The sequence below is a fragment of the Pseudomonas alcaligenes genome, assembly GCF_014490745.1.
GTDB lineage: Bacteria > Pseudomonadota > Gammaproteobacteria > Pseudomonadales > Pseudomonadaceae > Aquipseudomonas > Aquipseudomonas alcaligenes_C.
The window spans coordinates 392,645-417,042 of sequence record NZ_LZEU01000001.1; the positions used below are offsets into that span (position 1 = coordinate 392,645).

Sequence of the window (24,398 nt, forward strand, 5' to 3'; positions counted from 1 at the left end):
CGATGCACAAACGAGTTCCCTCGCCCCAGCAGCGCCCCGAACGTATCGGCCTGCAGGACAACTGGCGCGACGCCGACGTGGAAGACGGCTTCTGCGTGGTCGCTGTCGGCGACATCATCATCACCCATGCGATCGCCGCCAAACTGGCGCGCAAGTCGCCCGAGCTGCTCGCCATCCTCAAGCGCGGCGACGCGGTGGTGGGCAACTACGAATGCACCGCCATCGACTTCAACAGCTACGACGGCTACCCCGAGGCGCTGTCCGGTTTCTCCTGGCTGATCAGTGATGCCGACGCGCCGGCCGACCTGGCCAGCCTCGGCTTCAACCTGATGGCGCGGGCCAACAACCACGCGCTGGACTGGGGCGTGGCCGGCCTGCGCATGACCGACGCCCTGCTCGACGAAGCCGGCATCGCCCATGCCGGCACCGGTGACAGCCTGAGCGCCGCGCGCGCGCCGGCCTTTATCAACACCGACAAGGCGCGGGTGTCGCTGATCTCCTACGCCACCACCTTCGAGGCCAACGCCCCGGCCGCCGACGGCCTCGGCGTGGTACCGCCGCGTCCGGGCATGAGCCCGCTGCGCACCACTCCGCATCGCCTGGTCAGCGCCGAAGACTTCGCCGTGCTCAAGCGCCTGGATGCCCAGGAGGCCTTCCAGGATCACTACCTGCTGCGCACCCTGCATGGCGAGCACAGCGTGCACCTGGGCATGGCCCTGCATTACCGGGTCGACCCCAACGCTGCGCCGGGCACCGTGCGCCTCCACTACGAGTGCGACAAGCTCGACCAGGCCGACATCCTGCGCAACCTGCGCCAGGCCAAGCAGTCCAGCGACTTCACCATCGTTGCCCAACACACCCACGAGCCGGACAACCTCTGCCAGGAAGTGCCCAACTACCTGCCGGGCCTGGCCCGCCAGCTGGTCGACAGCGGTGCCGACATGCTCTGCGGCCACGGCCCGCACCAGATCCGCGGCATCGAGGTCTACAAGGGCAAGCCGCTGCTCTATTCGCTGGGCAACTTCTGCTTCATGGACAACAGCATGGCGGTGATGCCGGCGGACAAGTGGGAGAGCCGCGAGTGGCTGGCCGCCGAGGCGTTCGTCGGGCCCAAGGGCATCACCAACCCGCGCATCTCCACCCCGGCCGAGTTCCTCGAGTGGAAGCGCGTGGTCGGCATCTTCAGCGAGCCGATCTGGTTCGAGAGCGTGGTCGCCGAGTGCCACTTCAAGGCCGATGGCACCCTCAAGGAGCTGCTGCTGCACCCGATCGAGCTGGGCTTCGCCGGGCGCGACGCCGAGCGCGGCATTCCACGCCTGGCCTTCGACAGCGCGGCCAACGACAACCAGGCACGGCGCATCCTCGAGCGCCTGCGCGAGTTGTCCGCCGAGTTCGGCACGCAGATCGAGCTCGAGACCGTGCCGTTCGGCGAGCGCCAGAGCAGCGTCGGCCGCGTGATCCTCGCGTCATAACCCGGCACTGATGCCAGGCGGCCTACAAGGTCGCCGGCATGGGGCATGGCCCCGCACTGCAGAACCTCATGCCGTCGTCCGGCACCGGCCACAAGCCTGTGCCGCGGGCCCGGCCGTGCCCGCCAAACCCGGCGGGCACTCTTTCCGCACAAGGAACCTTGCATGGATCTTTCCAGCTTCTCGCAAAGCTACGCCGAAGCCCGGCAGAAATTCCTCGATGCCTGCGCCGCTGCCGGCCTGAGCGTCGAATCCCATGTTCACCCGCTGCGCGGCCGCGATGGCGAGGAGCTGGCGATGGACGTCGCCCGCCTGGGGGCGGCGGACGCCGCCAACCTGCTGATCCTCAGCAGCGCCTGCCACGGCGCCGAGGGCTTCTGCGGTTCCGGCATCCAGGTCGAGCGCCTGCGCGACAGCGCCTGGATCGAGCGCTGCAAGCGCGACGACCTGGCCGTACTGTTCATCCACGCGCTCAACCCCCACGGCTTCTCCTGGCTGCGCCGGGTGACCGAGGACAACGTCGACCTCAACCGCAACTTCATCGACTTCGCCCAGCCGCTGCCGGACAACGCCGACTACCGCGCCGTCGCCCACTTGCTGCTGCCCAAGCGCCAGCCGCCCACCCTGCTCAGCACCCTGGGTCTGATCGGCTACGCCCTGCGCCACGGGCGCATGGCCCTGCAGGGCGCCATCTCGCGTGGCCAGCACAGCGACCCCGAGGGCATGTTCTTCGCCGGCACCGCGCCGACCTGGAGCAACCTCACCCTGCGCAAGGTGCTGGGCCAGCACGCCCAGCAGTGCCGGCGCATCGGCTGGATCGACATCCACACCGGGCTCGGCCCGCGCGGTGTCGGCGAGCGCATCTACAAGGGCCGGCAGACGCCGGAAGACATCGCCCGCTGCCGCCGCTGGTGGGGCGAGCAGGTCACCAACAGCGCCGAAGGCAACTCGGTATCGGCCAAGCTCAACGGCACCATCGACAACCTGGCCCTGGAGCTCTGTGCGCAGGCCGAATACAACGGCCTGACCCTGGAGTACGGCACCCTGCCGGGCCTGCAGGTGCTCAACGGCATGCGCGGCGACCACTGGCTGTACCGCAACCCGCAAGCCCCGGCGGCCCAGCAGCAGCGGATCAAGCAGCGTCTGCGCGATGCCTTCTACGTCGATGCCGACGACTGGAAGCGGCAGATTCTGGAGCAGGCGCACAAGGTGCTGGAGCAGACCCTGAACGGTCTGGCCTCGCCACTGCCGAACTAAGGCCTTACTGCAGGCTCAGGCCGTGGCGCTGGTACAGCGCCAGCACCCAGCCTTCGCGGTACATCTGCCGCAGGTTGTCGCGCAGGCGCTGGGCCAGCGCCGGGTCGAGACGGGGATGGCAGGCGATGTCTTCCATCAGGGTGAGGAAGGGCAGCACCTCGCGCGGCGGCGGATTGGCCGGCAGCGCGGCGACCACTGCCGAGCTGGTCGCCCACAGCCGCGCGCGGCTGCGCTGCAGCATGCTCAGGTTGAGCGATTCCTTGTTCGAGTAGACCACCTCCAGGCCGACCCGCTGCAGGTAGTCGCCGGCCCCGGAACCCTGGTGGCTGAGGATGCGCAGGCCACGGGCCTGCTCCAGGCTGCGCAGCTGCAGGGGGTCGTCGGCCTTGGCGTACAGCCCCAGGCGCGAGATCAGCAGCGGGCCGATCCAGGCGTAATAGGGTTCGCGCTCCTGCTGGCGCTCGACCAGCAGCACGCAGCTGTCCGGTTGCTGCTGCACCTGGTGCAGGGCCCGTTGCAGGGGCAGAAAGCTCAGTCGATAGGAGGTCTGCGTGCGGCGCAGCAGCTCGGCGGTCAGCTCGATCACCAGGCCCTGGCCGTTGCCATCGGTACCCTGTTCCACCAGCGGCGGGCGCTCCCAGGCGAACAGCTGCAGCTCGGCGTGCAGCGGCAGGCTCAGCACCAGCAGGAGCAGCAGGCTAATCCCACGCATGCAGGGCCTCCTGGTAGGGCAGGGTGCGTCCCGGCGGGTGTTCGTTGTCGCGCTGCGGCCAGGGTGCGCCGGGTTGCAGCAGCCAGAACTGCGGGTTGCGTGGCGGGTTGAGCTGCGGCGCGCAGGCATGCTGCTGGCGCTCGCCGACCGTCTGTAGGTGGCGATCGAAGGCCGTGGCCAGGTTGTGCAGGGCTTGCGCCACGCTGAGCTGGCCGGCCACCGCCGGGTGCAGCTCGCGCCACCACAGGCTGGCCATGCCGGCATAGTCCGGCACATTGGCCCCGGTCGGCGTCCAGCGCCGCGCTGCCGCGCTGCGGTAGAACTCCACCAGGCCGCCGAGGCGCGGCGCCTCGGCGAGCAGGGCCGGCGAGTCGAGGTCGCTGCGGCGGATCGGCGTCAGGCCGACCAGGGTCTTGCGCAGCGAGGCACTCTTCGAGGTAACGAACTGGGCGTACAGCCAGGCGGCCTGACGCTGGCGCAGTGGGGTGCTCTTGAGCAGCGTCCAGGCGCCGACATCCTGGTAGCCGGATTTCATCCCGTCCTGCCAGTAGGCGCCGCGCGGCGAGGGGGCGACCCGCCACTTGGGCTTGCCGCCGGCATCCACCACGGCGCTGTCGGGGCGGGTGTAGTCGGCGGTGAAGGCGGTGTACCAGAACACCTGCTGGGCGATATGGCCCTGGGCGGCGACGTTGCCGGCCTGGTTGAAGTTCATCTGCTGCGCTTCGGGCGGCGCGTAGCGTTGCAGCCAGTCGATGTACTGCTGCACCGCGTAGACCGCCGCCGGGCTGTCCAGGGCGCCGCCGCGGGCCATGCTGGCACCGGCCGGGCGGCAGCCTTCGACGCGGATGCCCCAGTCGTCCACCGGCAGGCCGTTGGGCAGGCCGCTGTCGCCGACCCCGGCCATGCCCAGCCAGGCATCGGACAGGCGCCAGCCCAGCGACGGGTCGTAGCCGCCGTAGTCCATGTGCCCGTAGACCCGCTCGCCATCGATCTCGCGCACCTGCTCGCTGAAGAACGCGGCGATGTCCTCGTAGGCCGTCCAGTTCTGCGGCACGTCCAGCTCGTAGCCATAGCGCTGCTTGAACGCCTGGCGCAGTTCCGGGCGCTCGAACCAGTCCTGGCGGTACCAGTAGAGATTGGCGAACTGCTGGTCGGGCAGCTGGTACAGCTTGCCGTCCGGGGCGGTGACGAAGGGCAGGCCGATGAAGTCGGCCAGGTCGAGGGTCGGCGAGGTGACGCCGGCACCTTCGCCGTGGATGAAGTCGGACAGCACCAGGGCCTGGTCGTCGCGAAAGTGCTGGCCGAGCAGATCGCTGTCGCTGATGTAGGCGTCATACAGCGGCAGGCCGGTTTCCTGCTGGGTGCGCAGCTTGTTGACCACGTCGTCTTCACCGCTGATCTCGTGGATCACGCGGATGCCGGTGAGCTGGCTGAACAGCGGGGCGAGGACGTTGGCCTCGTACCAGTGGGTGGGGATGTGCTCGGCGATCACCCGTACCTGCAGGCCGGCAAAGGGCTTGCCGGCTGCGGCGAACCAGTTCAGCTCGGCGCGCTGCTCGGCGGCGCTGAGCGAACTGGGCTGCAGTTCAGCCATGGCTTCCTGCAGCGGATCGGCGGCGTGCGTGGCAGCGCTCAGCAACAAGCCGAGCCACATCGCGGCGCGCATTCAACTCTCCTTCTTGTTATGCGGCTAATCCTAGCCTTGCCCGCCCCCCGCCGTCACACAGGAATTCACTGAGCGACAAATGGACGCATTTTCGGCAAAAACAGGCGCGACGGCGGAATTCTGGCTATAGCAATAGCGGGCGCTGCCGAAAACCATCTAAGACCACCGCATTAAAGAGTGGTCATGGCGTGACCGATATGTGGCTTTTAGCCACTGTGTGGTTTCCGCTACAATCCGCGCCCCCGATTTGGGTACTAACCATGAAAAACCTGTCGTTGACCCTGAAGTTGTCGCTGCTGCCGGCTGTTGCCCTGCTCGGTTTGCTGCTGTTCGTGGGCTATACCTCGTTGCAGCTGTCGGCCAACGACTCGCGTCTGGTAACCCTGGAAACCCACAGCTTTCCCACCCTGGAAAAAGCCGATGCGGTGATTTTCCAGTTCTCCCGCCTGCCCGGCCTGCTTAACAGCGCAGTGGCCGCCGGCGAGCTGGAGACCTTGGGCGATGCGCGCAAGGTGCTCGAAGAGATCGCCAGCAAGCAGCAGGAACTGGACAACCTGGCGCGCGGCAACAGCCAGCGCAGCGAGGAACTCGCAGCCTGGCGCTCGGCCATCCAGCGCTATGCCGACAACGCCTTGTCCGCCTCCGAGCAACTGATCAAGGGCAGCGCCAGCTTCGAAGACCTGCGCCCCAACCTGGATCGCATGGCCAGCGACCTGAGCGCCGCGCAGAAGGTCGCCAGCACCTTCCGCAGCAACGCCTACGAGGACTTCCAGGCCGCCCTGGTGCAGACCCGTACCGACAACGCCACCACCACCCGTGTCGGTTTCATCCTCACCGCGCTGCTGGTCGGCCTGGTCGGCCTCGGCGCCTGGGTGATCATCCGCGGCATCATGGGCAACGTGCATGGCGTGATCGACTCGCTGAAAGCTATCGCCCGTGGCGACGGCGACCTGACCCGGCGGGTCAACGTCGACTCGCGCGACGAGATCGGCGAGATGATCCAGTTGTTCAACGGCTTCCTCGACAAGCTGCAGGGTACTATCCGCCAGATCATCGAGGCGGCCAGCCCGCTCGGGCAGATGTCCCAGGAGCTGTACCGCCTGACTCAGGGCGCGGAAGAAAACGCCAAATCGCAGCAGGGCCACACCGACTCCATCGGTCGCGACATCCAGACCATGACCAGCAGCATCCAGGAAGTCGCCCAGCGCTCCCAGCAGGCCTCGGAGGGTGCCGGCGATGCGTCGCGCCAGGCCGATGCGGCGCGCACCAGCATCGGCAGCCTGTCCAGCAGCATCAGCGACCTCGGCAGCAGTGTGATGGGCGCGGTGCAGGCCATGCAGCAGCTGGAGGAAGAAACCCAGCAGGTCGGCTCGGTGCTCACCGTGATCCGCAGCATCGCCGAACAGACCAACCTGCTCGCGCTCAACGCCGCTATCGAAGCGGCGCGGGCCGGTGAACAGGGCCGCGGCTTTGCCGTGGTGGCTGACGAGGTGCGCAATCTGGCGCAGAAGACCGCCGCCTCTACCGCCGAGATCCAGCAGATTATCCAGCGCCTGCAGAACAGCGCCAACGGCGTGCTCAACGTGATGACCGCCAACGGCGACAAGGCCCAGACCAGCATCGAGCGCTCGGTGGAAGCCACCCGCATGCTGGAAACCATCGCCGAGGCGGTAGGCCAGATCGACCAGCTCAATGCCGGTATTGCCCAGCTCACCCAGGAGCAGATCGGCCTGTCCAGTTCCATCCAGCAAGACACCCAAGTGTTGCAGCAGGACGCACAAGCAACCGCCAACGGGGCCGAAGCCACCGCACGCCTAGGCGAGCAGCTGGTCAGCACAGGGGATCACCTGCGCGCGGCGACAGCCCAATTCCGCGTTTAACTTTCAACGGAGCATCACCGCATGACCCATGTTCGAGTCCTCGGTATGGCGATCTGCCTGGCCAGCGTCCCGGCGTTCGCGCTGGAGCAAGGCGAATACACCCTCAACGGTTTCGGCACCGTCGGCGTCACCCACCTGGGTGGTGAAGACGATGGCCGCAGCTACGGCCTTTCCGGTCAGACCAACGATTCCTGGCGCGGCGATCAGCTGAGCAAGTTCGGCGGCCAGCTGTCCTACGGCATCACCGACACCGTCGGCGTGACCGTGCAGGCCACCGCCAAGGCTTACTCCGACCAGTGGAAAGCGAACCTGGAATGGGCCTACCTGTCCTGGCAGAGCACCGACAACCTGATGGTGCGCGTGGGTCGTCTGCGTACTCCGGTGTACATGTACTCCGAGAGCATCGACGTGGGCTTCGCCTACCCCTGGCTGCGCCTGCCTGACGAGGTCTACAGCCAAGTCCAGCTGTCCAACTACGAGGGCGCGGATGCGGTCTACAACCTGCCGCTGTCCTTCGCCACGCTGTCTTTCCAGCTGGCCGGTGGTGTCGCCAAGAACCGTGACTACTACCTGTACGACGACAAGTTCGACATCGACTACTCCAAGGTCTTCGGCCTGAGCACCAGCCTGGCCACCAATGACTTCGGCACCTTCCGCGTCGGTTATACCGAGGCCGATATCGAGACCGAGATCGCCGGCAGCTTCATCGACGTCTTCGGCCGTCCGAGCTCGGCCACCCTGCTGGCGCTGGACAAGGACAAGGGCAAGTTCACCTCCGTCGGCTACCAGTACGACAACGGCACCTGGCTGACTGCCAACGAGTGGACCAGCCGGGTGATCGAGAACGACGGCAACAACAGCACCGATTCCTTCTACCTGATGGCCGGCCGTCGTTTCGGCGACTTCCTGCCGCACCTCACCTACGCCCAGCTGGATGAAGACGAAGGCCGCCAGAACTCCTGGACCCTTGGCCTCAACTACAGCATCCTGCCGACCGTGGTGCTCAAGGGCGAATACAAGCGCGTGGACACCAGCGGTGGCTACGACGGCGTATTCGTGCGCGACGCTCAGGAGCTGTACGACAACACCGTATTCGACCGCACCAACGGTCTGCTCGGCGTTCCGGCCCGCAACTACGACGGCGACATCATCAGCGCCGGCGTCGACTTCGTATTCTGAGGAAGGTGTACATGAAGCAATCCATTCGTACGCTCCTCGCCGCCGTCAGCCTGGGCGCCGCTGCCCTGGCCCAGGCCGAGGTCGCCGTGATCGTCAATGCCGGTGCCAGTGCCGCACCGTCGCAAGCCGATGTGGCCAACATCTTCCTGGGCAAGAACAAGTCGCTGAAAGGCGTCGACCAGAAAGACTGGAACCCGACCAAGGAGAAGTTCTACGCCGGGGTCGCCAACAAGAACGAGTCGCAGCTCAAGTCCTACTGGTCCGGCCTGGTGTTCACCGGCAAGGGCCAGCCGTTGCCGAGCGTGGCCGGCGATGCCGAGGTGGTGGCCAAGGTCGCAGCCGAAGCCGATGCCATCGGCTATGTCGACAAGGGCGCGGTGACCGACAAGGTCAAGGTGCTGTTCACCCTGCCGTGATCGGTTGAGGTGGCAAAGAAAGCCGGCGGGTCACCCTGCCGGCTTTTTTTTGCCTGGCATTTGGCGCGGGCAAAAAAACGGCGACCGAAGTCGCCGTAAAGAGTACGCGTGGAGTGTCGCGTCCTGGTGATTAGCGGATGCCCGAGGCGCGCAGCGCGTTGGGGGTGAACTGCTTGCGGCTGTAGCGCACGCTGAAGTCGTAGGCGTTCTTCTGTTCGTTGAACAGGGCGCCGACGGCGTAGCGACCGGACAGCACGTCGTAGTGGGTCTCGGCGCTGAACTGCGGTACCTGCTGGTCGTAGAAGTACACGCCATGACCCTCGGAGACTCGCCACAGCTGGCCGCGACCGTCGTAGGCGTCGGCCTCGGCGGCTTGCCAGCTGTCCTCGTCGATGAACAGGTCGCGGCGCGAGTAGACGTGGCGCTGGCCCGGCTTCAGGGTGGCGGTCAGGTGCCACACGCGGTGCAGCTCGTAGCGGGTGTGCTCGGGGTTGAGGTGGCCCGGCTGGATGATGTCGGTGTACTTCAGCTTGGGCGAGCTCAGCTTGTAGCTGTTGTAGGGGATGTACATCTCCTGCTTGCCCACCAGCTTCCACTCGAAACGATCCGGCGAGCCGTTGAACATGTCGAAGTCGTCCATGGTGCGCATGCCTTCGGCGCCGGGGCTGTCGTAGGCGATCTGCGGGGCGCGGCGCACGCGACGCTGGCCGGCGCTGTACTGCCAGGCCATGCGCGGTTCCTTGACCTGGTTGATGGTCTCGTGAACCAGCAGCACGCCACCGGCCAGACGCGCCGGGGCGAGGAACTCTTCGCGGTACATGTACAGCAGGTTGGCCATCTCCGCCGGAGCGTAGTCGCTCAGGCCGACCGGGTAGGCCAGCTGCTGCTTGATCAGGCTCGGCGTGAAGGCGCCGTTGGCCTGCGGCGAGGCCTGCACCACCAGGCGCTGGAACGACAGGCCGCGGTAGCGCCCGATGTGGTTCCACACCACTTCCAGGCCGTTCTGCGGCACGGCGAACGGCAGACCGCCGCTGCGGTAGTTCTGCAGGCCGTTGCCGCCTTCGGCGAGCTGGGTGTCGGCGGCGTTCAGGCGGCTGGTTTCCAGGTACTGCTTGGGCATGGTCACCGAGCGATGGCTCGGGTAGACGGGGATGCGGTAGGTCTGCGGGTAGCGCTTGAACAGGGCGAGCTGGCCAGGGGTCAGCTTGGCCTTGTACTGCTCGACGTTCTCGGCAGTGATGGTGAACAGCGGCTGGTCGGCGGCGTAGGGGTCGCTGAGGAAGCCGTCGGCGTCACGCTGGCCGGCGTCCTGGCCGAGACCGCCGGTCCAGGCCGGGATGCTGCCATCGGCATTGCCGGCTTTCTCGGCGCCGACCGGAGTCAGGTCGGCACCCAGGCGGGCAACCTGGTCGGCGGGTACGGCGGCCATCACCTGGCCGGCGAGCAGGCTCAGGCTGAGGCAGCCGGCCTGGATCAGTTGCTTGTGGATCATGGTTAACCTCATGTGCTGCAAGGCCTCAGAAGCTCACGCCGAAGCTGAGGGCGAGGAAGTCGCGATCGGTGTTGGTGTTGAAGTCGCCGCCGAAGTAGTTGGTGTAACTCAGGCTGGCGGTGTAGGTGGACAGGTAGTCGGCATCCAGACCGACGCTCACCGACTTGTTACCCTCGGTGAAAGTCGGGCCATAACCCTCTACGTCGTGGGCGAAGGCCAGGTTGGGCTTGAGGTTGACCCCGGCGATGGCGTCGTTGAACTCCAGCTGGGTACGCAGGCGGTAGCCCCAGGAGTTCTGGGTGTAGAAACCCTTGTCGGTGCACTGGTCAGGGTTGGCGGTGTTGAGCAGGGCGGTGCACAGCTCGTTGCCATTCAGGCCCAGGGCCGAGGCGTAGCTGGGCAGCTGGCCCATGCCGTAGACGCTGCTGCGGCCGAAGCGCAGGTCGCTGCCGTCGGTGGCGCCGAGGTTGCCGATATGGCTGTAGCCCACTTCGCCGATCAGGGTCAGGCGGTCGCCGCCGAGTACCTGGTCGAAGGTGTGCACGGCGCTGACCTGGGCCTGGGTGAAGGGCATGCGCTTGTAGCCCTGCACCAGCTCGCCGTAGCCGGCGTCGGCCCACTCGCTGTCGTAGATCGCCAGGCCGTCGATGCCGAGCAGGTTGACCAGGCCGCCGACACTGGCGGCGGTGGACACGTCAGTGCCGTTGAGCGACAGCGGCATGTTCGGCCGGTGGCTGATCTCGCCGGACAGCGCGGTGCCTTCGGGCAGGGTGGTGGCGAAGCTGATGCCGTACAGACGGATGTCTTCCGGGTAGGCCAGGTAGTAGGTGGAGCTGGCCGGGCCGGGGGCACCGGTGACGGCGCTGAAGTTGGCCTTGCCGCCGGTCCACATGCTTTCCGGGGTGCGGCTGTGGTAGTTCATGGCGTAGAAGCCGAACTCGGTGTCGTTCAACTCCGGCACCAACCAGCGCATGGCCACGCCGAACTGGCCGCCGTCACGGGCTTCCTGATCCTTGCCGCGCGGCACCCAGCCGTACACCGAGGGATCGCGGTCGTAGTCGCTGCCGTAGGTGGTCATGCCGACGTCGCAGCCCTGGGCGGCGGTGTCGGTACCGAAGAAGGTGCCGCAGTTGTCGAGGACGGTCTTTTCCCATTCGATCTGGTAGAAGGCCTCGGCGGACAGGTTCTCGGTGAGGCCCTGGGTGACATACAGCATGTTCACCGGGATCAGGCCTTCCTTGATCTCCGAACCAGGGCGGCGCAGGGAAGCGACGTCGGCCGGGTTGATGGCGTTGATGCCGTTCTGGATGAAAGTACTTTCACCCCAGCTCACCACCTGCTTGCCGGCGCGTACGCTGCCCGGCAGGTCACCGATCAGGTAGTTGTGATAGACGAAGGCATCCAGCAGCTGGGTGCCGGAGGACTTGGCGGCGCGGTCGCGGCCACTGTCGTCGATGTCGTAGTTGAGGCGGTGTTCGTCTTTGAGCTCGAAGTCGTACCAGTATTTGCCACGCAGGAAGATGCCGGTGTCGCCGTAGCTCAGTTGCAGGTCGTGGACGCCTTTGAAGATCTTCGAGAAGGTCTCGCCCTTCTTGAAGTTCAGGCGGCCGTCGTCGCTGGTGCGAGTCGAGGCCGTGCCGCCGTTGGCCTTGCCGATGAATTTAGGATCGGCATCGTCCATCGCCCAACTGGCGCCGATGGACAGCGACGAGTCGAACTTGCCCTCGATTTCCCCGATGTTGAAGCTGGCGGCCTGTGCCGGTAGCGCGCTTGCCATTGCTACAGCCAGAGCCAGGGCGTGGGGATACATGGCCCCCATGCCTGTTGTTGTTCTTGTCATGTTCATCTCCGCCTTGGAACCTGCTTGAAAAGGAACCCGCGACAGGCGTCGCACGGTATGCGCCTTCAATGCAGCCTGTGGTCAGGTGCCGAGGCATCCTAGGTGGCTGTCATCTTCCTGACTTCTGAAAAATCCTTATGCCCATAGCCAAAGGTGAGGCTGATCCGTAGGCGCTGCCCAACGGGCTGCCGCCGGTGCCTGTTAAGGTTCCGTAGATTGTTTTTAACTTATTGAAATAAATGAAATTTATTGTGATTCACGAGATGTCGTGGGAGTGCCGCGGCGAGCGCTGCCAATAACCCGGGGTTATCCCGATAAGCAGGTTTCCCCGTTGCACCGCTTGAGGGCGCGGCCACTGTGCTGGCGATTTCGGCCTGGCTGGGCTGTGCCGGGATAGCCTGGGGGCGAGCCCAGGGCCAAGCCGTTAGCCGGCCATAAAAAAACCGCCCCGGAGGGCGGTTCTTTTACTGCCGTGGCGAATTACAGACCGTTGGCGGCCTTGAACTCGCGGCGGCGGCGGTGCAGAACCGGCTCGGTGTAGCCGTTCGGCTGCTTGGTGCCTTCGACCACCAGCTCCAGGGCAGCCTGGAAGGCGATGTTGCTGTCGAAGTTCGGCGCCAGCGGACGGTACAGCGGGTCGTTGGCGTTCTGACGGTCAACCACCGGCGCCATGCGCTTGAGGCTGGCGACGATCTGCTCTTCAGTGACGATGCCGTGACGCAGCCAGTTGGCCAGCAGCTGGCTGGAGATGCGCAGGGTGGCGCGGTCTTCCATCAGGCCGACGTCGTTGATGTCCGGCACCTTGGAGCAGCCGACGCCCTGGTCGATCCAGCGCACCACGTAGCCGAGGATGCCCTGCGAGTTGTTGTCCAGTTCGTTCTGGATTTCCTCGGCCGACCAGTTGGTGTTCGGCGCCAGCGGGATGCTCAGGATGTCGTCGAGGGAAGCGCGCTCGCGCTTGGCCAGTTCGGCCTGGCGGGCGAACACGTCGACCTTGTGGTAGTGCAGGGCGTGCAGCGTGGCGGCGGTCGGCGACGGTACCCAGGCGGTGTTGGCACCGGCCAGCGGGTGGGCGATCTTCTGCTCGAGCATGCCGGCCATCAGGTCGGGCATGGCCCACATGCCTTTGCCGATCTGCGCGCGACCTTGCAGGCCGGTAGCCAGGCCGATGTCGACGTTCCAGTTCTCGTAGGCGCTGATCCACTTCTCGGCCTTCATGGCGGCCTTGCGCACCACGGCGCCGGCTTCCATGGAGGTGTGGATTTCGTCACCGGTGCGGTCGAGGAAACCGGTGTTGATGAACACCACGCGCTCGCTGGCGGCCTTGATGCAGGCTTTCAGGTTGACGGTGGTGCGGCGCTCTTCGTCCATGATGCCGACTTTCAGGGTGTTGCGCGGCAGGCCGAGAACGTCTTCGACGCGGCTGAAGATTTCGCTGGTGAAGGCGACTTCTTCCGGGCCGTGCATCTTCGGCTTAACGATGTACACGCTGCCGGTACGGGTGTTCTTGCGGCTGGTGTTGCCATTCAGGTTGTGGATGGCGATCAGGCTGGTGAACAGGCCGTCCTGGATGCCTTCCGGAATCTCGTTGCCCTGGGCATCGAGGATCGCCGGGTTGGTCATCAGGTGACCGACGTTGCGCACGAACAGCAGGCTGCGGCCGTGCAGGGTCAGCTCGCTACCGTCGGCCTTGGTGTAGACGCGATCCGGGTTCATGGTGCGGGTGAAGGTGCTGCCGCCCTTGCTGACTTCTTCAGCCAGGTCGCCCTTCATCAGGCCCAGCCAGTTGCGGTAGACGATGACCTTGTCATCGGCATCCACGGCGGCGACGGAGTCTTCGCAGTCCATGATGGTGGTCAGCGCGGCTTCCATCAGCACGTCTTTGACGCCGGCGGCATCGGTCTGGCCGATCGGGCTGGAAGCGTCGATCTGGATCTCGAAGTGCAGGCCGTTGTGCTTGAGCAGCACGGCGACCGGCTTGGCGGCGTCGCCCTGGAAGGCGATGAACTGGGCGGCGTTCTTCAGGCCGGCCTGGTTGCCGTTCTTCAGGGTTACGGCCAGTTGGCCGCCGACGATGGCGTAGGCGGTGGCGTCGACGTGGGAAGCACCTTCCAGCGGAGCGGCTTCGTCGAGGAAGGCGCGGGCGAAGGCAATGACCTTGTCACCACGAACCTTGTTGTAGCCCTTGCCCTTCTCGGCACCACCTTCTTCGCTGATCGCGTCGGTGCCGTAGAGGGCATCGTACAGCGAACCCCAGCGGGCGTTGGAGGCGTTCAGGGCGAAGCGCGCGTTCATCACCGGTACCACCAGCTGCGGGCCAGCCAGACGGGCGATTTCTTCGTCGACGTTCTGGGTGGTGGCCTGGAAGTCAGCCGGTTCCGGCAGCAGGTAGCCGATTTCCTGGAGGAAGGCTTTGTACGCGGCGGCGTCATGCGCCTGGCCGGCACGGCCCTGGTGCCAGGCGTCGATCTTGGCCTGGAAGTCGTCACGCTTGGCCAGCAGAGCGCGGTTTTTCGGGGCCAGATCATTGATCACGGCTTCGGCACCCGCCCAGAACTTGTCGGCAGCGATGCCGGTACCGGGAATGGCTTCATTGTTGATGAAGTCGTAAAGGGCTTTGGCGACCTGCAGGCCACCGACTTGAACGCGCTCAGTCATTGCTTGCCTCACTTGATTCCAGACAGCTCTAAATCCGGGCCGGACGGCCATGTAGTACGAGCCGCGGGATACTACATGACTCGGCGGGAAAAATCAGTCACGGTCTGCAACCGCCCGCCCGGTGGCGTCATGGGCCTGGCTATACTGCGGCGATCACAGCAGAAGGAGTGGCTCATGTCGGTAGTACGCGCGGTGGTGGATGACCTGGACGAACTGGTCGGGTTGTTCGCCGCCTATCTGGAGTTCTACGAGGTGCCTCGGGCCGCGGGGGAAATCGCCAAGTTTCTCGGCGCGCGCCTGCAACGCGGCGACTCGACCCTGTTCATCGCCCGCGACGGCCAGGGCGTGGCGCAGGGCTTCGTGCAGCTCTACCCGTTCTTTGCCTCGCTGCACATGGCCCCGGCCTGGCTGCTCAGCGACCTTTATGTAGCCCCGGCGGCGCGCCGCCAGGGCATTGCCGAGGCGCTGATGCAGGCCGCCCGCGAGCATGGCCAGGCCACAGGCGCCTGCGGCCTGCAGCTGGAAACGGCGAAGACCAACCTGGGCGGCCAGGCGCTCTATGAAAAGCTTGGCTATGTGCGCGATGAGGTGTTCTATACCTACTGGCTCGACCTGACAGGTTCAGCCTCCAGCCCTGAATAAGGAGTGGCACGTGGATCATCTGGTACTCACGATCATCGCCCCGGATCAGCCGGGCCTGGTTGAACGCATCGCCCAGTGCATCGCCGCCCACGGCGGCAACTGGCTGGAGAGCCGCATGTCGCGCATGGCCGGGCAGTTCGCCGGGATCCTGCGCGTGGCGGTGCCGGCCGAAGGCTATGACGAGCTGGTCGAAGGCCTGCAGGGCCTCAACGCCCACGGCATCCGCGTGCTGCTGGCGGAAAGCGGTATCGAACCGTCCTGCACCTGGAAACCGATCCACCTGGATCTGGTCGGCAACGACCGCCCCGGCATCGTCCGCGACATCACCCGCCTGCTGGCCGAGCAGGGCATCAACCTGGAAAGCCTGACCACCGAGGTGATGCCGGCGCCGATGAGCAGCGAGCCGCTGTTCCACGCCGAGGCATTGCTGGCCGTGCCGCTGACGCTGTCGCTGGATCTGCTGCGCGAGCGCCTCGAAGGCCTGGCCGACGACCTGATGGTGGAGCTCGACCTGCGCCCCGAAGAATAAGTTGTGGCAGATATCCCCGTTTAACGGGGATGACTCTGTGGACAGTCTGGGGAGCCCCGGCGCACGCACTAGTGCCCCGGGGCTTTTGTTTGCCTGGTCGAAAAAACGGCAGGGTCGCGGCGTTGTGCACAAAGTCCGGGGATGCTTCTGTGGATAAACCCGGTATAGCAGGCTCCAGCCCAGCTACGACGCGGCTTGCCGCCGGTTGGCTGATTTCTGTGCAGGTCTGCGGCACGTCACCCCTGGCTGTGCGGCGGTGAGTAAGTGCTGGTGGATATCCCCGGAAACGGTGGATGACTCTGTGGGCAAGCTGGGTGGCGATGGCCTCGGCACTAGAGCCCCGTGGCTTGTAGCGCAGTGGTCAAAAAACCGTCCCGCCTCGCGTGGTTGTGCACAAAGTGCGGGGATGGTTCTGTGGACAAGGTCTGGATGACCGGCTCCAGGCCAGGAGCTGTGCGGCCTGCAGCCTGCTGGGTGTTTTCTGCCCAGTGGCGCCGGGGGTATTCGTCTGGCCCGGGGCATGGCGCGGCAGCGGTGGACAAGTGCGGGCGATATCCCCGGATTGCGTGGATGGAGCTGTGGACAAACTGGGGAGTGCGGGTGGCTGCCCTAGTCTCCCGCGGGATGCCGCGTTTAGGTCAAAAAATCAGCTAATTCAATGGCTTGTGCACAAAGTCCGGGGATGGATCTGTGGACAAGGTCTGGATGACTGGGCCCAGCCCAGGTGCCGTGCGGCTTGCAGCCTGCTGGGTGTTTTCTGCCCAGGCTGGCCGCCAAAGGCGCGCCGGTTCTGCACCATGCCGCGGCGGCGGTGGACAAATGCGCGGGATATCCCCGGATTGCGTGGATGGAGTTGTGGACAAACTGGGGAGTGCGGGCCGCTGCCTTAGTCTTCCGTGGGGTTGCGCGTTGCGCTCAAAAAAGCAGCGGATGCAACGGCTTGTGCACAAAGTGCGGGGATGGATCTGTGGACAGGCTTGGGATGGAACGCGCCAGCCCAGGGGGCATGCGGACTGGCGGTAATTGCCGGTTTTCTGCACAGGGCCGGCAGCTGGCCTGCTGCACTCGGCACCTGTACCGGCGAGGGCTCAGGCGCGGCGGCGCAGGCTCAGCCAGATATCCAGGCTGTACACCAGCAGGCCGGCCCAGATGCAGGCGAAGGCCAGCAGTTTGCTCGGGTCGAAGTGCTCGCCGAACAGCAGGGTGGCCTGCAGCAGCACCAGGGTTGGCGCCAGGTACTGCAGGAAGCCCAGGGTGGTGTAGGGCAGGTGACGCGCAGCGGCGTTGAAGCACACCAGCGGCACCAGGGTGATCGGCCCGGCGGCGATCAGCCAGAAGGACTCCGCGCTGCCCCAGAAGTCGGCCTGCACGCTCAGGGCGGCGGGGTGCATCAGCAGCCAGCCGAGTGCCAGCGGCAGCAGCAGCCAGGTTTCCACCACCAGACCGGGCAAGGCTGCCACCGGCGCCTGCTTGCGGATCAATCCGTAGAAACTGAAGCTCAGCGCCAGCGCCAGCGAGATCCACGGCAGGCTGCCGGCCTGCCACAGCTGCTGCAGCACGCCGAGGGTAGCCAGGCCCACGGCCAGCCACTGCAGGCGGCGCAGGCGCTCGCCGAGCAGGAGCATGCCCAGCAGTACGTTGATCAGTGGGTTGATGTAGTAGCCGAGGCTGGCTTCGAGCATGCGCCCGTTGTTCACCGCCCACACATAGACTAGCCAGTTGCAGGCGATCAGCAGGCCGCTGGCGGTCAGTACCGCCAGGCGTTTGGGATTGTCACGCAGTTCGCGCCACCAGCCGGGATGTTTCCAGAACAGCAGCAGGGCGGCGCCGAACAGCGCCGACCAGATTGCCCGGTGGGCGATGATCTCCATTGCCGGCACGGCGGCGATGGCTTTGAAGTAGAGCGGGAACAGGCCCCAGATCAGGTAGGCGGCGATGCCGAGCATATAGCCGCGGTTGGGGTGGGCGGAGAGCATGGAAGTCCTTGGTGGTTAGGCAGCTAACTAAAGACTCCTGATTCTAGTGCCGGCAGGTGGAGCTTGTCTGTGCGATCAGCTTTGCCCGGCGGGGGCGCGTTCGCGAATGTCGTAAGCCAGGCTTTACGCCTGGGCCATGGGGCGGGTGCAGCCGCGGTCGCAGGGGAATCAGAACAGCTTCAGCGGCTCTTCATCCAGCGCCGCCAGTTGCTCGCGCAGGGCGAGGATCTGGTCGCCCCAGTAGCGCTCATTGGCAAACCAGGGGAAGGCCAGGGGGAATGCCGGATCGTCCCAGCGCCGGGCGATCCAGGCGCTGTGATGCATCAGGCGCAGGGCGCGCAGGCCCTCGATCAGCGGCAGCTGGCGCGCATCGAAGTCGTGGAACTCGTTGTAGCCGTCGACCAGCTCGGCCAGCTGGCTCAGGCGTTCGTGGCGCTCGCCGGCCAGCATCATCCACAGATCCTGTACCGCCGGGCCCATGCGGCAGTCGTCGAGGTCGACGATATGGAAGGCCTCGTCGCGGTGCAGCAGATTGCCCGGGTGGCAGTCGCCGTGCAGGCGGATCGGCGTGTAGCGCACCCGGCCGAACAGCTCGTCCAGGCGCTTGAGCAGGTCACGGGCTACCGACTCGTAGGCCGGCAGCAGGCTGCGCGGGACAAAGCCGCCATCGAGCAGGGTGCTCAGCGAGTCGTGGCCGAAGTTGTCCACGGCCAGCGTCTCGCGATGCGCGAACGGGCGGCTGGCACCGACTGCATGAAGGCGGCCGAGCAGCTGGCCGAGGCCGTACAGCTGGTCGAGGTTGCCCGGCTCCGGCGCGCGGCCGCCACGCCGCGGGAACAGGGCGAAGCGGAAACCGGCATGCTCGAACAGGCTCTCGCCATCCTGCTGCAGCGGCGCCACCACCGGCACCTCGCAGTCGGCCAGTTCCTGGCTGAAGGCGTGTTCCTCGCGGATCGCCGCATCGCTCCAGCGGTCGGGGCGGTAGAACTTGGCGATCAGCGGCTGCGCATCCTCGATGCCGACCTGGTAGACGCGGTTCTCATAGCTGTTCAGCGCCAGCACGCGGGCGTCGCTGAGGTAGCCGAGGCTTTCCACGGCATCCAGTACCAGGTCGGGGGTGAGGGTGGCGAAGGGATGCGACATGGGCGACTCCGGTAGCGGGGCGCAGAGTGTAGCGCCCCGGCCGCTGGCGGTCGTGTGCAGTCTTCAGAACAGGCTTTCAGTTGTCACCGGGCTTGGGCGTGCGCGCCAGGCAGTAGACATCCACCCGCGCCGCCCCGGCCTTGCGCAGCAGGCGGGCGACGGCCTCGGCAGTGGCGCCGGTGGTCAGCACGTCATCGACCAGGGCCACGTGGCGGCCCTCCAGTTCGGCTGCCGGGTGCAGGGCAAAGGCCTGGCGCAGGTTGCGCTTGCGCGCGGCGGCGTCCAGCTCCTGCTGGTGCGCGCTGTCGTGGGGGCGCTGCAGCCAGTGGCGCTGCACGGGCAGTTGCAGGCTGGCGGCGAGCCAGTCGGCCAGCATCTGCGCCTGGTTGAAGCCGCGCTGGCGCAGGCGCCGCGCCGACAGTGGCACGGCCAGCAGCAGCTCGGGGCGCGGCAGGTCTTCGCCGAAGGCATGTTGCAGATGATGTGACAGCAGGGTGGCGAGCAGACGTCCCAAGGGCCAGCGTGCCTGATGCTTGAAGCGGGTGACCAGGCTGTCGAGCGGGAAGCTGTAGCGCCAGGGTGCCTCCACCCGGGCGAACGCCGGTGGTCGGCGCAGGCATTCGCCACAGGTCAGATCCGCGCCCGGCAAGGGCAGGGCGCAGACCTGGCAGTGTCCGCCGAGCCAGGGCAGCTCGCCCTCGCAGGCACTGCACAGGGGGGTAGCGCCATCCGCCGGCTCGTCGCACAGCAGGCAGATTTGTTTGTTTTTTAACCAGATGTAAACCGGGTTGTCGCGATATGGTTGACAGCGCATAGTCCTTCCCTGACGATGCCGAACAGCCGTTTTCAGCCCAAGAAGCCGATCCAGAACGCCGTGCGCGACCCGTGCACGGTGCTACAGAACAAGGAATAGCCCATGAGCGCCAGCCTCGCTTCCGTTACCCGTCACGATTGGTCCCTCGCCGAGGTGAAGGCGCTGTTCGAGCAGCCGTTCAACGACCTGCTGTTCCAGGCGCAGACCGTGCACCGTGCGCATTTCGACGCCAACCGCGTGCAGGTCTCGACCCTGCTGTCGATCAAGACCGGCGCCTGCCCGGAAGACTGCAAGTACTGCCCGCAGTCCGGCCACTACAACACCGGCCTGGACAAGCAGAAGCTGATGGAAGTGCAGAAGGTGCTGGAGGCGGCCGCCGAGGCCAAGGCCATCGGTTCCACCCGCTTCTGCATGGGCGCGGCGTGGAAGCACCCGTCGGCCAAGGACATGCCCTACGTATTGAAGATGGTCGAGGGCGTGAAGGCCCTGGGCCTGGAAACCTGCATGACCCTGGGCAAGCTCGATCAGGAGCAGACCCGCGCCCTGGCCGAGGCCGGCCTCGACTACTACAACCACAACCTCGACACCTCGCCGGAGTTCTACGGCAACATCATCACCACCCGCACCTACGCCGAGCGCCTGCAGACCCTGGCCTACGTGCGCGATGCAGGGATGAAGATCTGCTCCGGCGGCATCCTCGGCATGGGCGAGTCGGTCGACGACCGCGCCGGCCTGCTGATCCAGCTGGCCAATCTGCCGGAACACCCGGAGTCGGTGCCGATCAACATGCTGGTCAAGGTCGAGGGCACGCCGCTGGCCGGCGAGAAGGACGTCGATCCGTTCGACTTCATCCGCATGCTCGCCGTGGCGCGGATCATGATGCCGAAATCCCACGTGCGCCTGTCCGCCGGCCGCGAGGCGATGAACGAGCAGATGCAGGCCCTGGCCTTTATGGCCGGCGCCAACTCGATCTTCTACGGCGAGAAGCTGCTGACCACCAAGAACCCGCAGGCCGACAAGGACATGCAGCTGTTCGCCCGTCTCGGCATCAAGCCCGAGGAGCGCGAGGAGCACGCCGACGAGGTGCACCAGGCCGCCATCGAACAGGCCCTGGTCGAGCAGCGCGACGGCAAGCTGTTCTACAACGCCGCCTCGGCCTGAACGCCCTTCTCCCCTCGGGAGAAGGTGGCGCGTAGCGCCGGATGAGGGTGTTTCCCTTGTCCCCGGCCCCTCTGCCAATGGGAGAGGGGAGCCCGATCTCCAGTTCGCGAATATCGCCATGCCTTTCGATCTCGCCAGCCGTCTCGCCGAGCGCCGCGCCGCTCATCTCTATCGTCAGCGCCCGCTGCTGGACGGCCCGCAGGGGCCGCTGGTACGGGTCGATGGCCGCGAATTGCTGGCCTTCTGCTCCAACGACTACCTGGGCCTGGCCAATCACCCCGAGGTGATCGCGGCCATGCGCGCCGGCGCCGAGCAATGGGGCGTCGGTGGCGGCGCCTCGCACCTGGTGATCGGCCACAGCACCCCGCACCACCAGCTGGAAGAGGCGCTGGCCGAATTCACCGGCCGGCCGCGCGCGCTGCTGTTCTCCACCGGCTACATGGCCAATCTGGCAGCGGTGACGGCGCTGGTCGGGCAGGGCGACACGGTGCTGGAAGACCGCCTCAACCACGCCTCCTTGCTGGATGCCGGCCTGCTCAGCGGCGCGCGCTTCTCCCGTTACCTGCACAACGATGCGGTCAGCCTGGCCAAACGCCTGGACAAGGCCGAAGGCAATACCCTGGTGGTGAGCGACGGCGTGTTCAGCATGGACGGCGACCTGGCCGACCTGCCGGCACTGTGTGCCGAGGCGCGCAGCAAGGGCGCCTGGGTGATGGTCGATGACGCCCACGGCTGCGGCCCGCTGGGCGCCACCGGCGGCGGCATAGTCGAACACTTCGGCCTGGGCCTGGATGATGTGCCGGTGCTGGTCGGCACCCTGGGCAAGGCCTTCGGCACTGCCGGCGCCTTCGTTGCCGGCTCGGAGGAACTGATCGAAACCTTGATCCAGTTCGCCCGCCCCTATATCTACACCACCAGCCAGCCGCCGGCGGTGGCCTGCGCCAGCCTCAAGAGCCTGGAGCTGCTGCGCACGGAAAGCTGGCGCCGTGACCATCTGAACCAGCTGATCGCCCGCTTCCGCCAGGGTGCGGCCGAGATCGGCCTGAGCCTGATGGCCAGCCCGACACCGATCCAGCCGATCCTGGTCGGCGACAGCGAGCGTGCGCTCAAACTCTCCGCGCTGCTGAAAGAGCGCGGCCTGCTGGTCGGCGCCATCCGCCCGCCGACTGTGCCGGTCGGCGGCGCGCGCTTGCGCGTAACCCTGTCCGCCGCCCACAGCGAGGCGCAGCTGGAGCAACTGCTCGAAGCCCTGGCCGAGTGCTGGCCGCAGGTGCAGGCCGATGCGTAATCCGCTGATCCTGCTGGCCGGCTGGGGCCTCGGCAGTGCGCCGCTGCAACCCTTGGTGGCGGCGCTGCAGGGGTTGGATCCGCACCTGCGCATCCAGCTGGAGCCATTGCCGGCGCTGGCGCAGGCCGATGTGCCGGCCTGGCTGGACGAACTGGATGAGCGCCTGCCGCAGGATTGCTGGCTGGGCGGCTGGTCGCTCGGTGGCATGCTCGCCAGTGCCCTGGCAGCGCGGCGTGGCGAGCGCTGCCGCGGCCTGCTGACCCTGGCCAGCAATGCCTGCTTCGTCGCCCGCAGCGACTGGCCGGCGGCCATGCCGGCGGAGACTTTCGCGCTGTTCCGCGATGCTTGCGCCGAGAGTGCCGAAGCCACCCTGCGCCGTTTCGCCATGCTTTGCGCCCAGGGCAGCGCCGAGCCGCGCGCGCTGGGGCGCCTGCTGTTCGGCGGGGCGCCGCAGCCCGATGCGGCGCAGCTGCTGGCAGGGCTCGAGGTGCTGGCCGAGCTGGACAGCCGCCAGGCCCTGCAGGCCTTTGTCGGGCCGCAGCTGCACCTGTTCGCCGCTGCCGACGGGCTGGTGCCGGCGGCTGCCGCCGGTGAGCTGCAGAGCCTGCTCGGCGATGTCGAGACCGGCCTGATCGAGGCCGCCAGCCATGCCTTCATGCTGGAGCGCCCGCACGAAGTGGCGGCGGCGATCCAGGCTTTCCTGCACGAGGTGGGTGATGACTGACTGGCACGAGCAGGGTGGCCTGCCGGACAAGCGCCGGGTGGCCGCCTCCTTCTCCCGCGCGGCAGACAGCTACGACAGCGTCGCCGCCCTGCAGCGCGCGGTGGGCATCGAGCTGCTGGCGCGTCTGCCGGCGCAGCTGGCACCGCAGCGCTGGCTGGATCTGGGCTGCGGCACTGGGCATTTCAGCCGGGTGCTGGCGGCGCGTTTCCCGCAGGCCGAGGGCGTGGCCGTGGATCTGGCCGAAGGCATGCTGCGCCATGCCCGTCCACTGGGCGGCGCGCAGCGCTTCGTTGCCGGCGATGCCGAGCATCTGCCGCTGCGCGACGGCTGCGTCGACCTGCTGTTCTCCAGCTTGGCCGTGCAGTGGTGCGCCGACTTCGTCAGCGTGCTCAGCGAGGCGCGGCGGGTGCTGCGTCCGGGCGGCGTGCTGGCCTTCAGCAGCCTGTGCGTCGGCACCCTGCAGGAGCTGCGCGACAGCTGGCAGGCGGTGGACGGCTTCGTCCACGTCAACCGCTTCCGTCGCTTCGCCGATTACCAGCAGCTGTGCGCCGCCAGCGGCCTGCAACTGGTGGATCTGCGCCGCCAGGCGCATGCCCTGCATTTCGCCGATCTGCGCCAGCTGACCCATGAACTCAAGGCGCTCGGCGCGCACAACCTCAACCCCGGGCGTCCCGGCGGCCTGACCGGGCGGGCGCGGATTCGCGCGCTGGTCGAGGCCTACGAGCGCTTCCGGCAGCCACAGGGCCTGCCGGCCACCTACCAGGTGGTCTACGGCGTGCTGAGCAAGCCGCTGTAGCACGCCCTGACAACCGCTTCGTGAGCCCGGCTCGCCACCACGGAACTCCTCCCCATGAACCAGGCCTATTTCGTCACCGGTACGGACACTGAAATCGGCAAGACCACCATCGCCGCCGGCCTGCTGCACAAGGCGCGGCTGGCCGGCCTGAGCACGGCGGCGGCCAAGCCGGTGGCCTCGGGCTGCGTGCAGACGCCTGCCGGCCTGCGCAACGACGACGCCCTGGCCCTGCTCGGCCAGTGCTCGCTGACCTTGGGCTACGCCGAGGTCAACCCGTTCGCCTTCGCGCCGGCCATCGCCCCGCACCTGGCCGCGCGCGAGGCTGGCGTCGAGCTGGATGTGGCGCACCTGCTGCCGGCGGTACGGCGGGTGCTGGACAAGGCGGCCGACTTCACCCTGGTGGAAGGCGCCGGCGGCTGGCGCGTGCCGCTGGCCGGCGACGAGAGCCTCTCCGACCTGGCCGTGGCGCTGAATCTGCCGGTGATCCTGGTAGTCGGCGTGCGCCTGGGCTGCATCAACCATGCTGTGCTCAGCGCCGAGGCGGTCATCCGCGACGGTTTGCACCTGGCCGGCTGGGTGGCGAATATCGTCGACCCGCACACCTCGCGCCTGCAGGAAAACCTGGCGACCCTGGCCGAGCGCCTGCCAGCCCCCTGCCTGGGACAGGTGCCGCGCCTGGCCGAGGCGAGCCCGGCGGCGGTAGCGGCCTACCTGCAACTGGCACCGCTCGGCAGGGAGTAATAAGCCGGTAGTCGG

General features: G+C 66.7%; 20 protein-coding genes. 12 read left to right on the forward strand and 8 right to left on the reverse strand.

All coding sequences use genetic code 11. The annotated features are described in order from the left end of the window. Nucleotides 1–2 precede the first annotated feature (2 nt). Together A9179_RS01790 and A9179_RS01795 are read left to right on the forward strand one after the other, a co-directional pair. A complete protein-coding gene (locus A9179_RS01790) occupies nucleotides 3–1,472 on the forward strand; it encodes a CapA family protein (RefSeq protein WP_187804151.1) in 1,470 nt (489 codons plus the stop codon). 162 nt (nucleotides 1,473–1,634) lie between these two features. Then, nucleotides 1,635–2,726: a M14 family metallopeptidase gene (locus A9179_RS01795; RefSeq protein WP_187804152.1), complete on the forward strand. Its 1,092-nt coding sequence runs from the start codon at nucleotides 1,635–1,637 to the stop codon at nucleotides 2,724–2,726. Between the two features lie 4 nt (nucleotides 2,727–2,730). On the opposite strand, the gene A9179_RS01800 is transcribed toward A9179_RS01795, so the two are convergent. Together A9179_RS01800 and A9179_RS01805 are read right to left on the reverse strand one after the other, a co-directional pair. Further along, a complete protein-coding gene (locus tag A9179_RS01800; RefSeq protein WP_187804153.1) occupies nucleotides 2,731–3,438 on the reverse strand; it encodes a substrate-binding periplasmic protein in 708 nt (235 codons plus the stop codon). Continuing rightward, on the reverse strand, nucleotides 3,425–5,104 hold the full coding sequence (locus tag A9179_RS01805; protein WP_187804154.1) for an ABC transporter substrate-binding protein: 1,680 nt from the start codon (nucleotides 5,102–5,104) through the stop codon (nucleotides 3,425–3,427). The genes A9179_RS01800 and A9179_RS01805 overlap by 14 nt, the downstream gene beginning before the upstream one ends. Before the next feature lie 260 nt (nucleotides 5,105–5,364). Here A9179_RS01805 and A9179_RS01810 point away from each other — a divergent pair, with 260 nt between their 5' ends. Genes A9179_RS01810 through A9179_RS01820 form a run of 3 tightly spaced genes read left to right on the forward strand, consistent with a single transcriptional unit; the run spans nucleotide 5,365 to nucleotide 8,579 of the window. Further along, nucleotides 5,365–6,984, forward strand: coding sequence for a methyl-accepting chemotaxis protein (locus A9179_RS01810; RefSeq protein WP_187804155.1), 1,620 nt, complete (start codon nucleotides 5,365–5,367; stop codon nucleotides 6,982–6,984). A 21-nt stretch (nucleotides 6,985–7,005) separates the two neighbouring features. Beyond that, complete coding sequence (locus A9179_RS01815; protein ID WP_187804156.1) at nucleotides 7,006–8,163, forward strand: hypothetical protein; 1,158 nt, start codon at nucleotides 7,006–7,008, stop codon at nucleotides 8,161–8,163. Between the two features lie 11 nt (nucleotides 8,164–8,174). Continuing rightward, nucleotides 8,175–8,579 (forward strand): phosphate ABC transporter substrate-binding protein, encoded by a 405-nt coding sequence (locus A9179_RS01820; RefSeq protein ID WP_187804157.1) that lies wholly within the window; start codon nucleotides 8,175–8,177, stop codon nucleotides 8,577–8,579. Between the two features lie 130 nt (nucleotides 8,580–8,709). On the opposite strand, the gene A9179_RS01825 is transcribed toward A9179_RS01820, so the two are convergent. The 3 genes from A9179_RS01825 to A9179_RS01835 form a co-directional block, all read right to left on the reverse strand. Next, entirely contained in the window at nucleotides 8,710–10,071 is a 1,362-nt protein-coding gene (locus tag A9179_RS01825; RefSeq protein WP_187804158.1) for a DUF1329 domain-containing protein, read from the reverse strand. A gap of 25 nt (nucleotides 10,072–10,096) precedes the next feature. Beyond that, nucleotides 10,097–11,911: a DUF1302 domain-containing protein gene (locus tag A9179_RS01830; protein ID WP_187804159.1), complete on the reverse strand. Its 1,815-nt coding sequence runs from the start codon at nucleotides 11,909–11,911 to the stop codon at nucleotides 10,097–10,099. A 480-nt stretch (nucleotides 11,912–12,391) separates the two neighbouring features. Further along, the gene (locus A9179_RS01835; RefSeq protein WP_187804160.1) at nucleotides 12,392–14,569 is read right to left on the reverse strand and encodes a malate synthase G; all 2,178 of its coding nucleotides are present in this window, start codon (nucleotides 14,567–14,569) and stop codon (nucleotides 12,392–12,394) included. Nucleotides 14,570–14,743: 174 nt separating this feature from the next. On the opposite strand from A9179_RS01835, the gene A9179_RS01840 reads away from it, so the two are divergent. Together A9179_RS01840 and A9179_RS01845 are read left to right on the forward strand one after the other, a co-directional pair. Then, complete coding sequence (locus A9179_RS01840) at nucleotides 14,744–15,211, forward strand: GNAT family N-acetyltransferase (RefSeq protein ID WP_187804161.1); 468 nt, start codon at nucleotides 14,744–14,746, stop codon at nucleotides 15,209–15,211. Between the two features lie 10 nt (nucleotides 15,212–15,221). Next, nucleotides 15,222–15,740: a glycine cleavage system transcriptional repressor gene (locus tag A9179_RS01845; RefSeq protein ID WP_187804162.1), complete on the forward strand. Its 519-nt coding sequence runs from the start codon at nucleotides 15,222–15,224 to the stop codon at nucleotides 15,738–15,740. Between the two features lie 1,088 nt (nucleotides 15,741–16,828). On the opposite strand, the gene rarD is transcribed toward A9179_RS01845, so the two are convergent. From rarD to A9179_RS01860, 3 genes are all read right to left on the reverse strand, one after another. Continuing rightward, nucleotides 16,829–17,716, reverse strand: a complete 888-nt coding sequence (gene rarD, locus A9179_RS01850) for an EamA family transporter RarD (protein ID WP_187804163.1) — start codon at nucleotides 17,714–17,716, stop codon at nucleotides 16,829–16,831. A 168-nt stretch (nucleotides 17,717–17,884) separates the two neighbouring features. Next, a complete protein-coding gene (locus A9179_RS01855) occupies nucleotides 17,885–18,859 on the reverse strand; it encodes a serine/threonine protein kinase (protein ID WP_187804164.1) in 975 nt (324 codons plus the stop codon). Between the two features lie 76 nt (nucleotides 18,860–18,935). Beyond that, entirely contained in the window at nucleotides 18,936–19,673 is a 738-nt protein-coding gene (locus tag A9179_RS01860) for a ComF family protein (protein ID WP_187804165.1), read from the reverse strand. A 102-nt stretch (nucleotides 19,674–19,775) separates the two neighbouring features. Here A9179_RS01860 and bioB point away from each other — a divergent pair, with 102 nt between their 5' ends. The 5 genes from bioB to bioD all read left to right on the forward strand — a co-directional run bounded on the left by bioB (nucleotide 19,776) and on the right by bioD (nucleotide 24,383). After that, the gene (gene bioB, locus A9179_RS01865) at nucleotides 19,776–20,834 is read left to right on the forward strand and encodes a biotin synthase BioB (protein ID WP_187804166.1); all 1,059 of its coding nucleotides are present in this window, start codon (nucleotides 19,776–19,778) and stop codon (nucleotides 20,832–20,834) included. Between the two features lie 118 nt (nucleotides 20,835–20,952). Beyond that, on the forward strand, nucleotides 20,953–22,122 hold the full coding sequence (bioF, locus tag A9179_RS01870) for an 8-amino-7-oxononanoate synthase (protein ID WP_187804167.1): 1,170 nt from the start codon (nucleotides 20,953–20,955) through the stop codon (nucleotides 22,120–22,122). Next, nucleotides 22,115–22,846 carry an alpha/beta fold hydrolase gene (locus A9179_RS01875; protein WP_187804168.1) on the forward strand — a complete coding sequence of 244 codons (732 nt, stop codon included), beginning with the start codon at nucleotides 22,115–22,117 and terminating at the stop codon, nucleotides 22,844–22,846. Before bioF ends, A9179_RS01875 begins: the two co-directional genes overlap by 8 nt. Then, a complete protein-coding gene (gene bioC / locus A9179_RS01880) occupies nucleotides 22,839–23,642 on the forward strand; it encodes a malonyl-ACP O-methyltransferase BioC (protein ID WP_187804169.1) in 804 nt (267 codons plus the stop codon). The genes A9179_RS01875 and bioC overlap by 8 nt, the downstream gene beginning before the upstream one ends. 54 nt (nucleotides 23,643–23,696) lie before the next feature. Then, nucleotides 23,697–24,383 (forward strand): dethiobiotin synthase, encoded by a 687-nt coding sequence (bioD, locus tag A9179_RS01885; protein WP_187804170.1) that lies wholly within the window; start codon nucleotides 23,697–23,699, stop codon nucleotides 24,381–24,383. Nucleotides 24,384–24,398: the final 15 nt, after the last annotated feature.

Coding starts and splice junctions, on each gene's coding strand:
- A9179_RS01815 (WP_187804156.1), top strand. CDS start 7,006: ATGACCCATGTTCGAGTCCTCGGTATGGCGATCTGCCTGGCCAGCGTC.
- A9179_RS01805 (WP_187804154.1), bottom strand. CDS start 5,104: ATGCGCGCCGCGATGTGGCTCGGCTTGTTGCTGAGCGCTGCCACGCAC.
- A9179_RS01835 (WP_187804160.1), bottom strand. CDS start 14,569: ATGACTGAGCGCGTTCAAGTCGGTGGCCTGCAGGTCGCCAAAGCCCTT.
- A9179_RS01790 (WP_187804151.1), top strand. CDS start 3: ATGCACAAACGAGTTCCCTCGCCCCAGCAGCGCCCCGAACGTATCGGC.
- bioB (WP_187804166.1), top strand. CDS start 19,776: ATGAGCGCCAGCCTCGCTTCCGTTACCCGTCACGATTGGTCCCTCGCC.
- A9179_RS01795 (WP_187804152.1), top strand. CDS start 1,635: ATGGATCTTTCCAGCTTCTCGCAAAGCTACGCCGAAGCCCGGCAGAAA.
- bioC (WP_187804169.1), top strand. CDS start 22,839: ATGACTGACTGGCACGAGCAGGGTGGCCTGCCGGACAAGCGCCGGGTG.
- A9179_RS01840 (WP_187804161.1), top strand. CDS start 14,744: ATGTCGGTAGTACGCGCGGTGGTGGATGACCTGGACGAACTGGTCGGG.
- rarD (WP_187804163.1), bottom strand. CDS start 17,716: ATGCTCTCCGCCCACCCCAACCGCGGCTATATGCTCGGCATCGCCGCC.
- A9179_RS01810 (WP_187804155.1), top strand. CDS start 5,365: ATGAAAAACCTGTCGTTGACCCTGAAGTTGTCGCTGCTGCCGGCTGTT.
- A9179_RS01875 (WP_187804168.1), top strand. CDS start 22,115: ATGCGTAATCCGCTGATCCTGCTGGCCGGCTGGGGCCTCGGCAGTGCG.
- bioD (WP_187804170.1), top strand. CDS start 23,697: ATGAACCAGGCCTATTTCGTCACCGGTACGGACACTGAAATCGGCAAG.
- A9179_RS01860 (WP_187804165.1), bottom strand. CDS start 19,673: ATGCGCTGTCAACCATATCGCGACAACCCGGTTTACATCTGGTTAAAA.
- A9179_RS01820 (WP_187804157.1), top strand. CDS start 8,175: ATGAAGCAATCCATTCGTACGCTCCTCGCCGCCGTCAGCCTGGGCGCC.
- bioF (WP_187804167.1), top strand. CDS start 20,953: ATGCCTTTCGATCTCGCCAGCCGTCTCGCCGAGCGCCGCGCCGCTCAT.
- A9179_RS01825 (WP_187804158.1), bottom strand. CDS start 10,071: ATGATCCACAAGCAACTGATCCAGGCCGGCTGCCTCAGCCTGAGCCTG.
- A9179_RS01800 (WP_187804153.1), bottom strand. CDS start 3,438: ATGCGTGGGATTAGCCTGCTGCTCCTGCTGGTGCTGAGCCTGCCGCTG.
- A9179_RS01855 (WP_187804164.1), bottom strand. CDS start 18,859: ATGTCGCATCCCTTCGCCACCCTCACCCCCGACCTGGTACTGGATGCC.
- A9179_RS01830 (WP_187804159.1), bottom strand. CDS start 11,911: ATGACAAGAACAACAACAGGCATGGGGGCCATGTATCCCCACGCCCTG.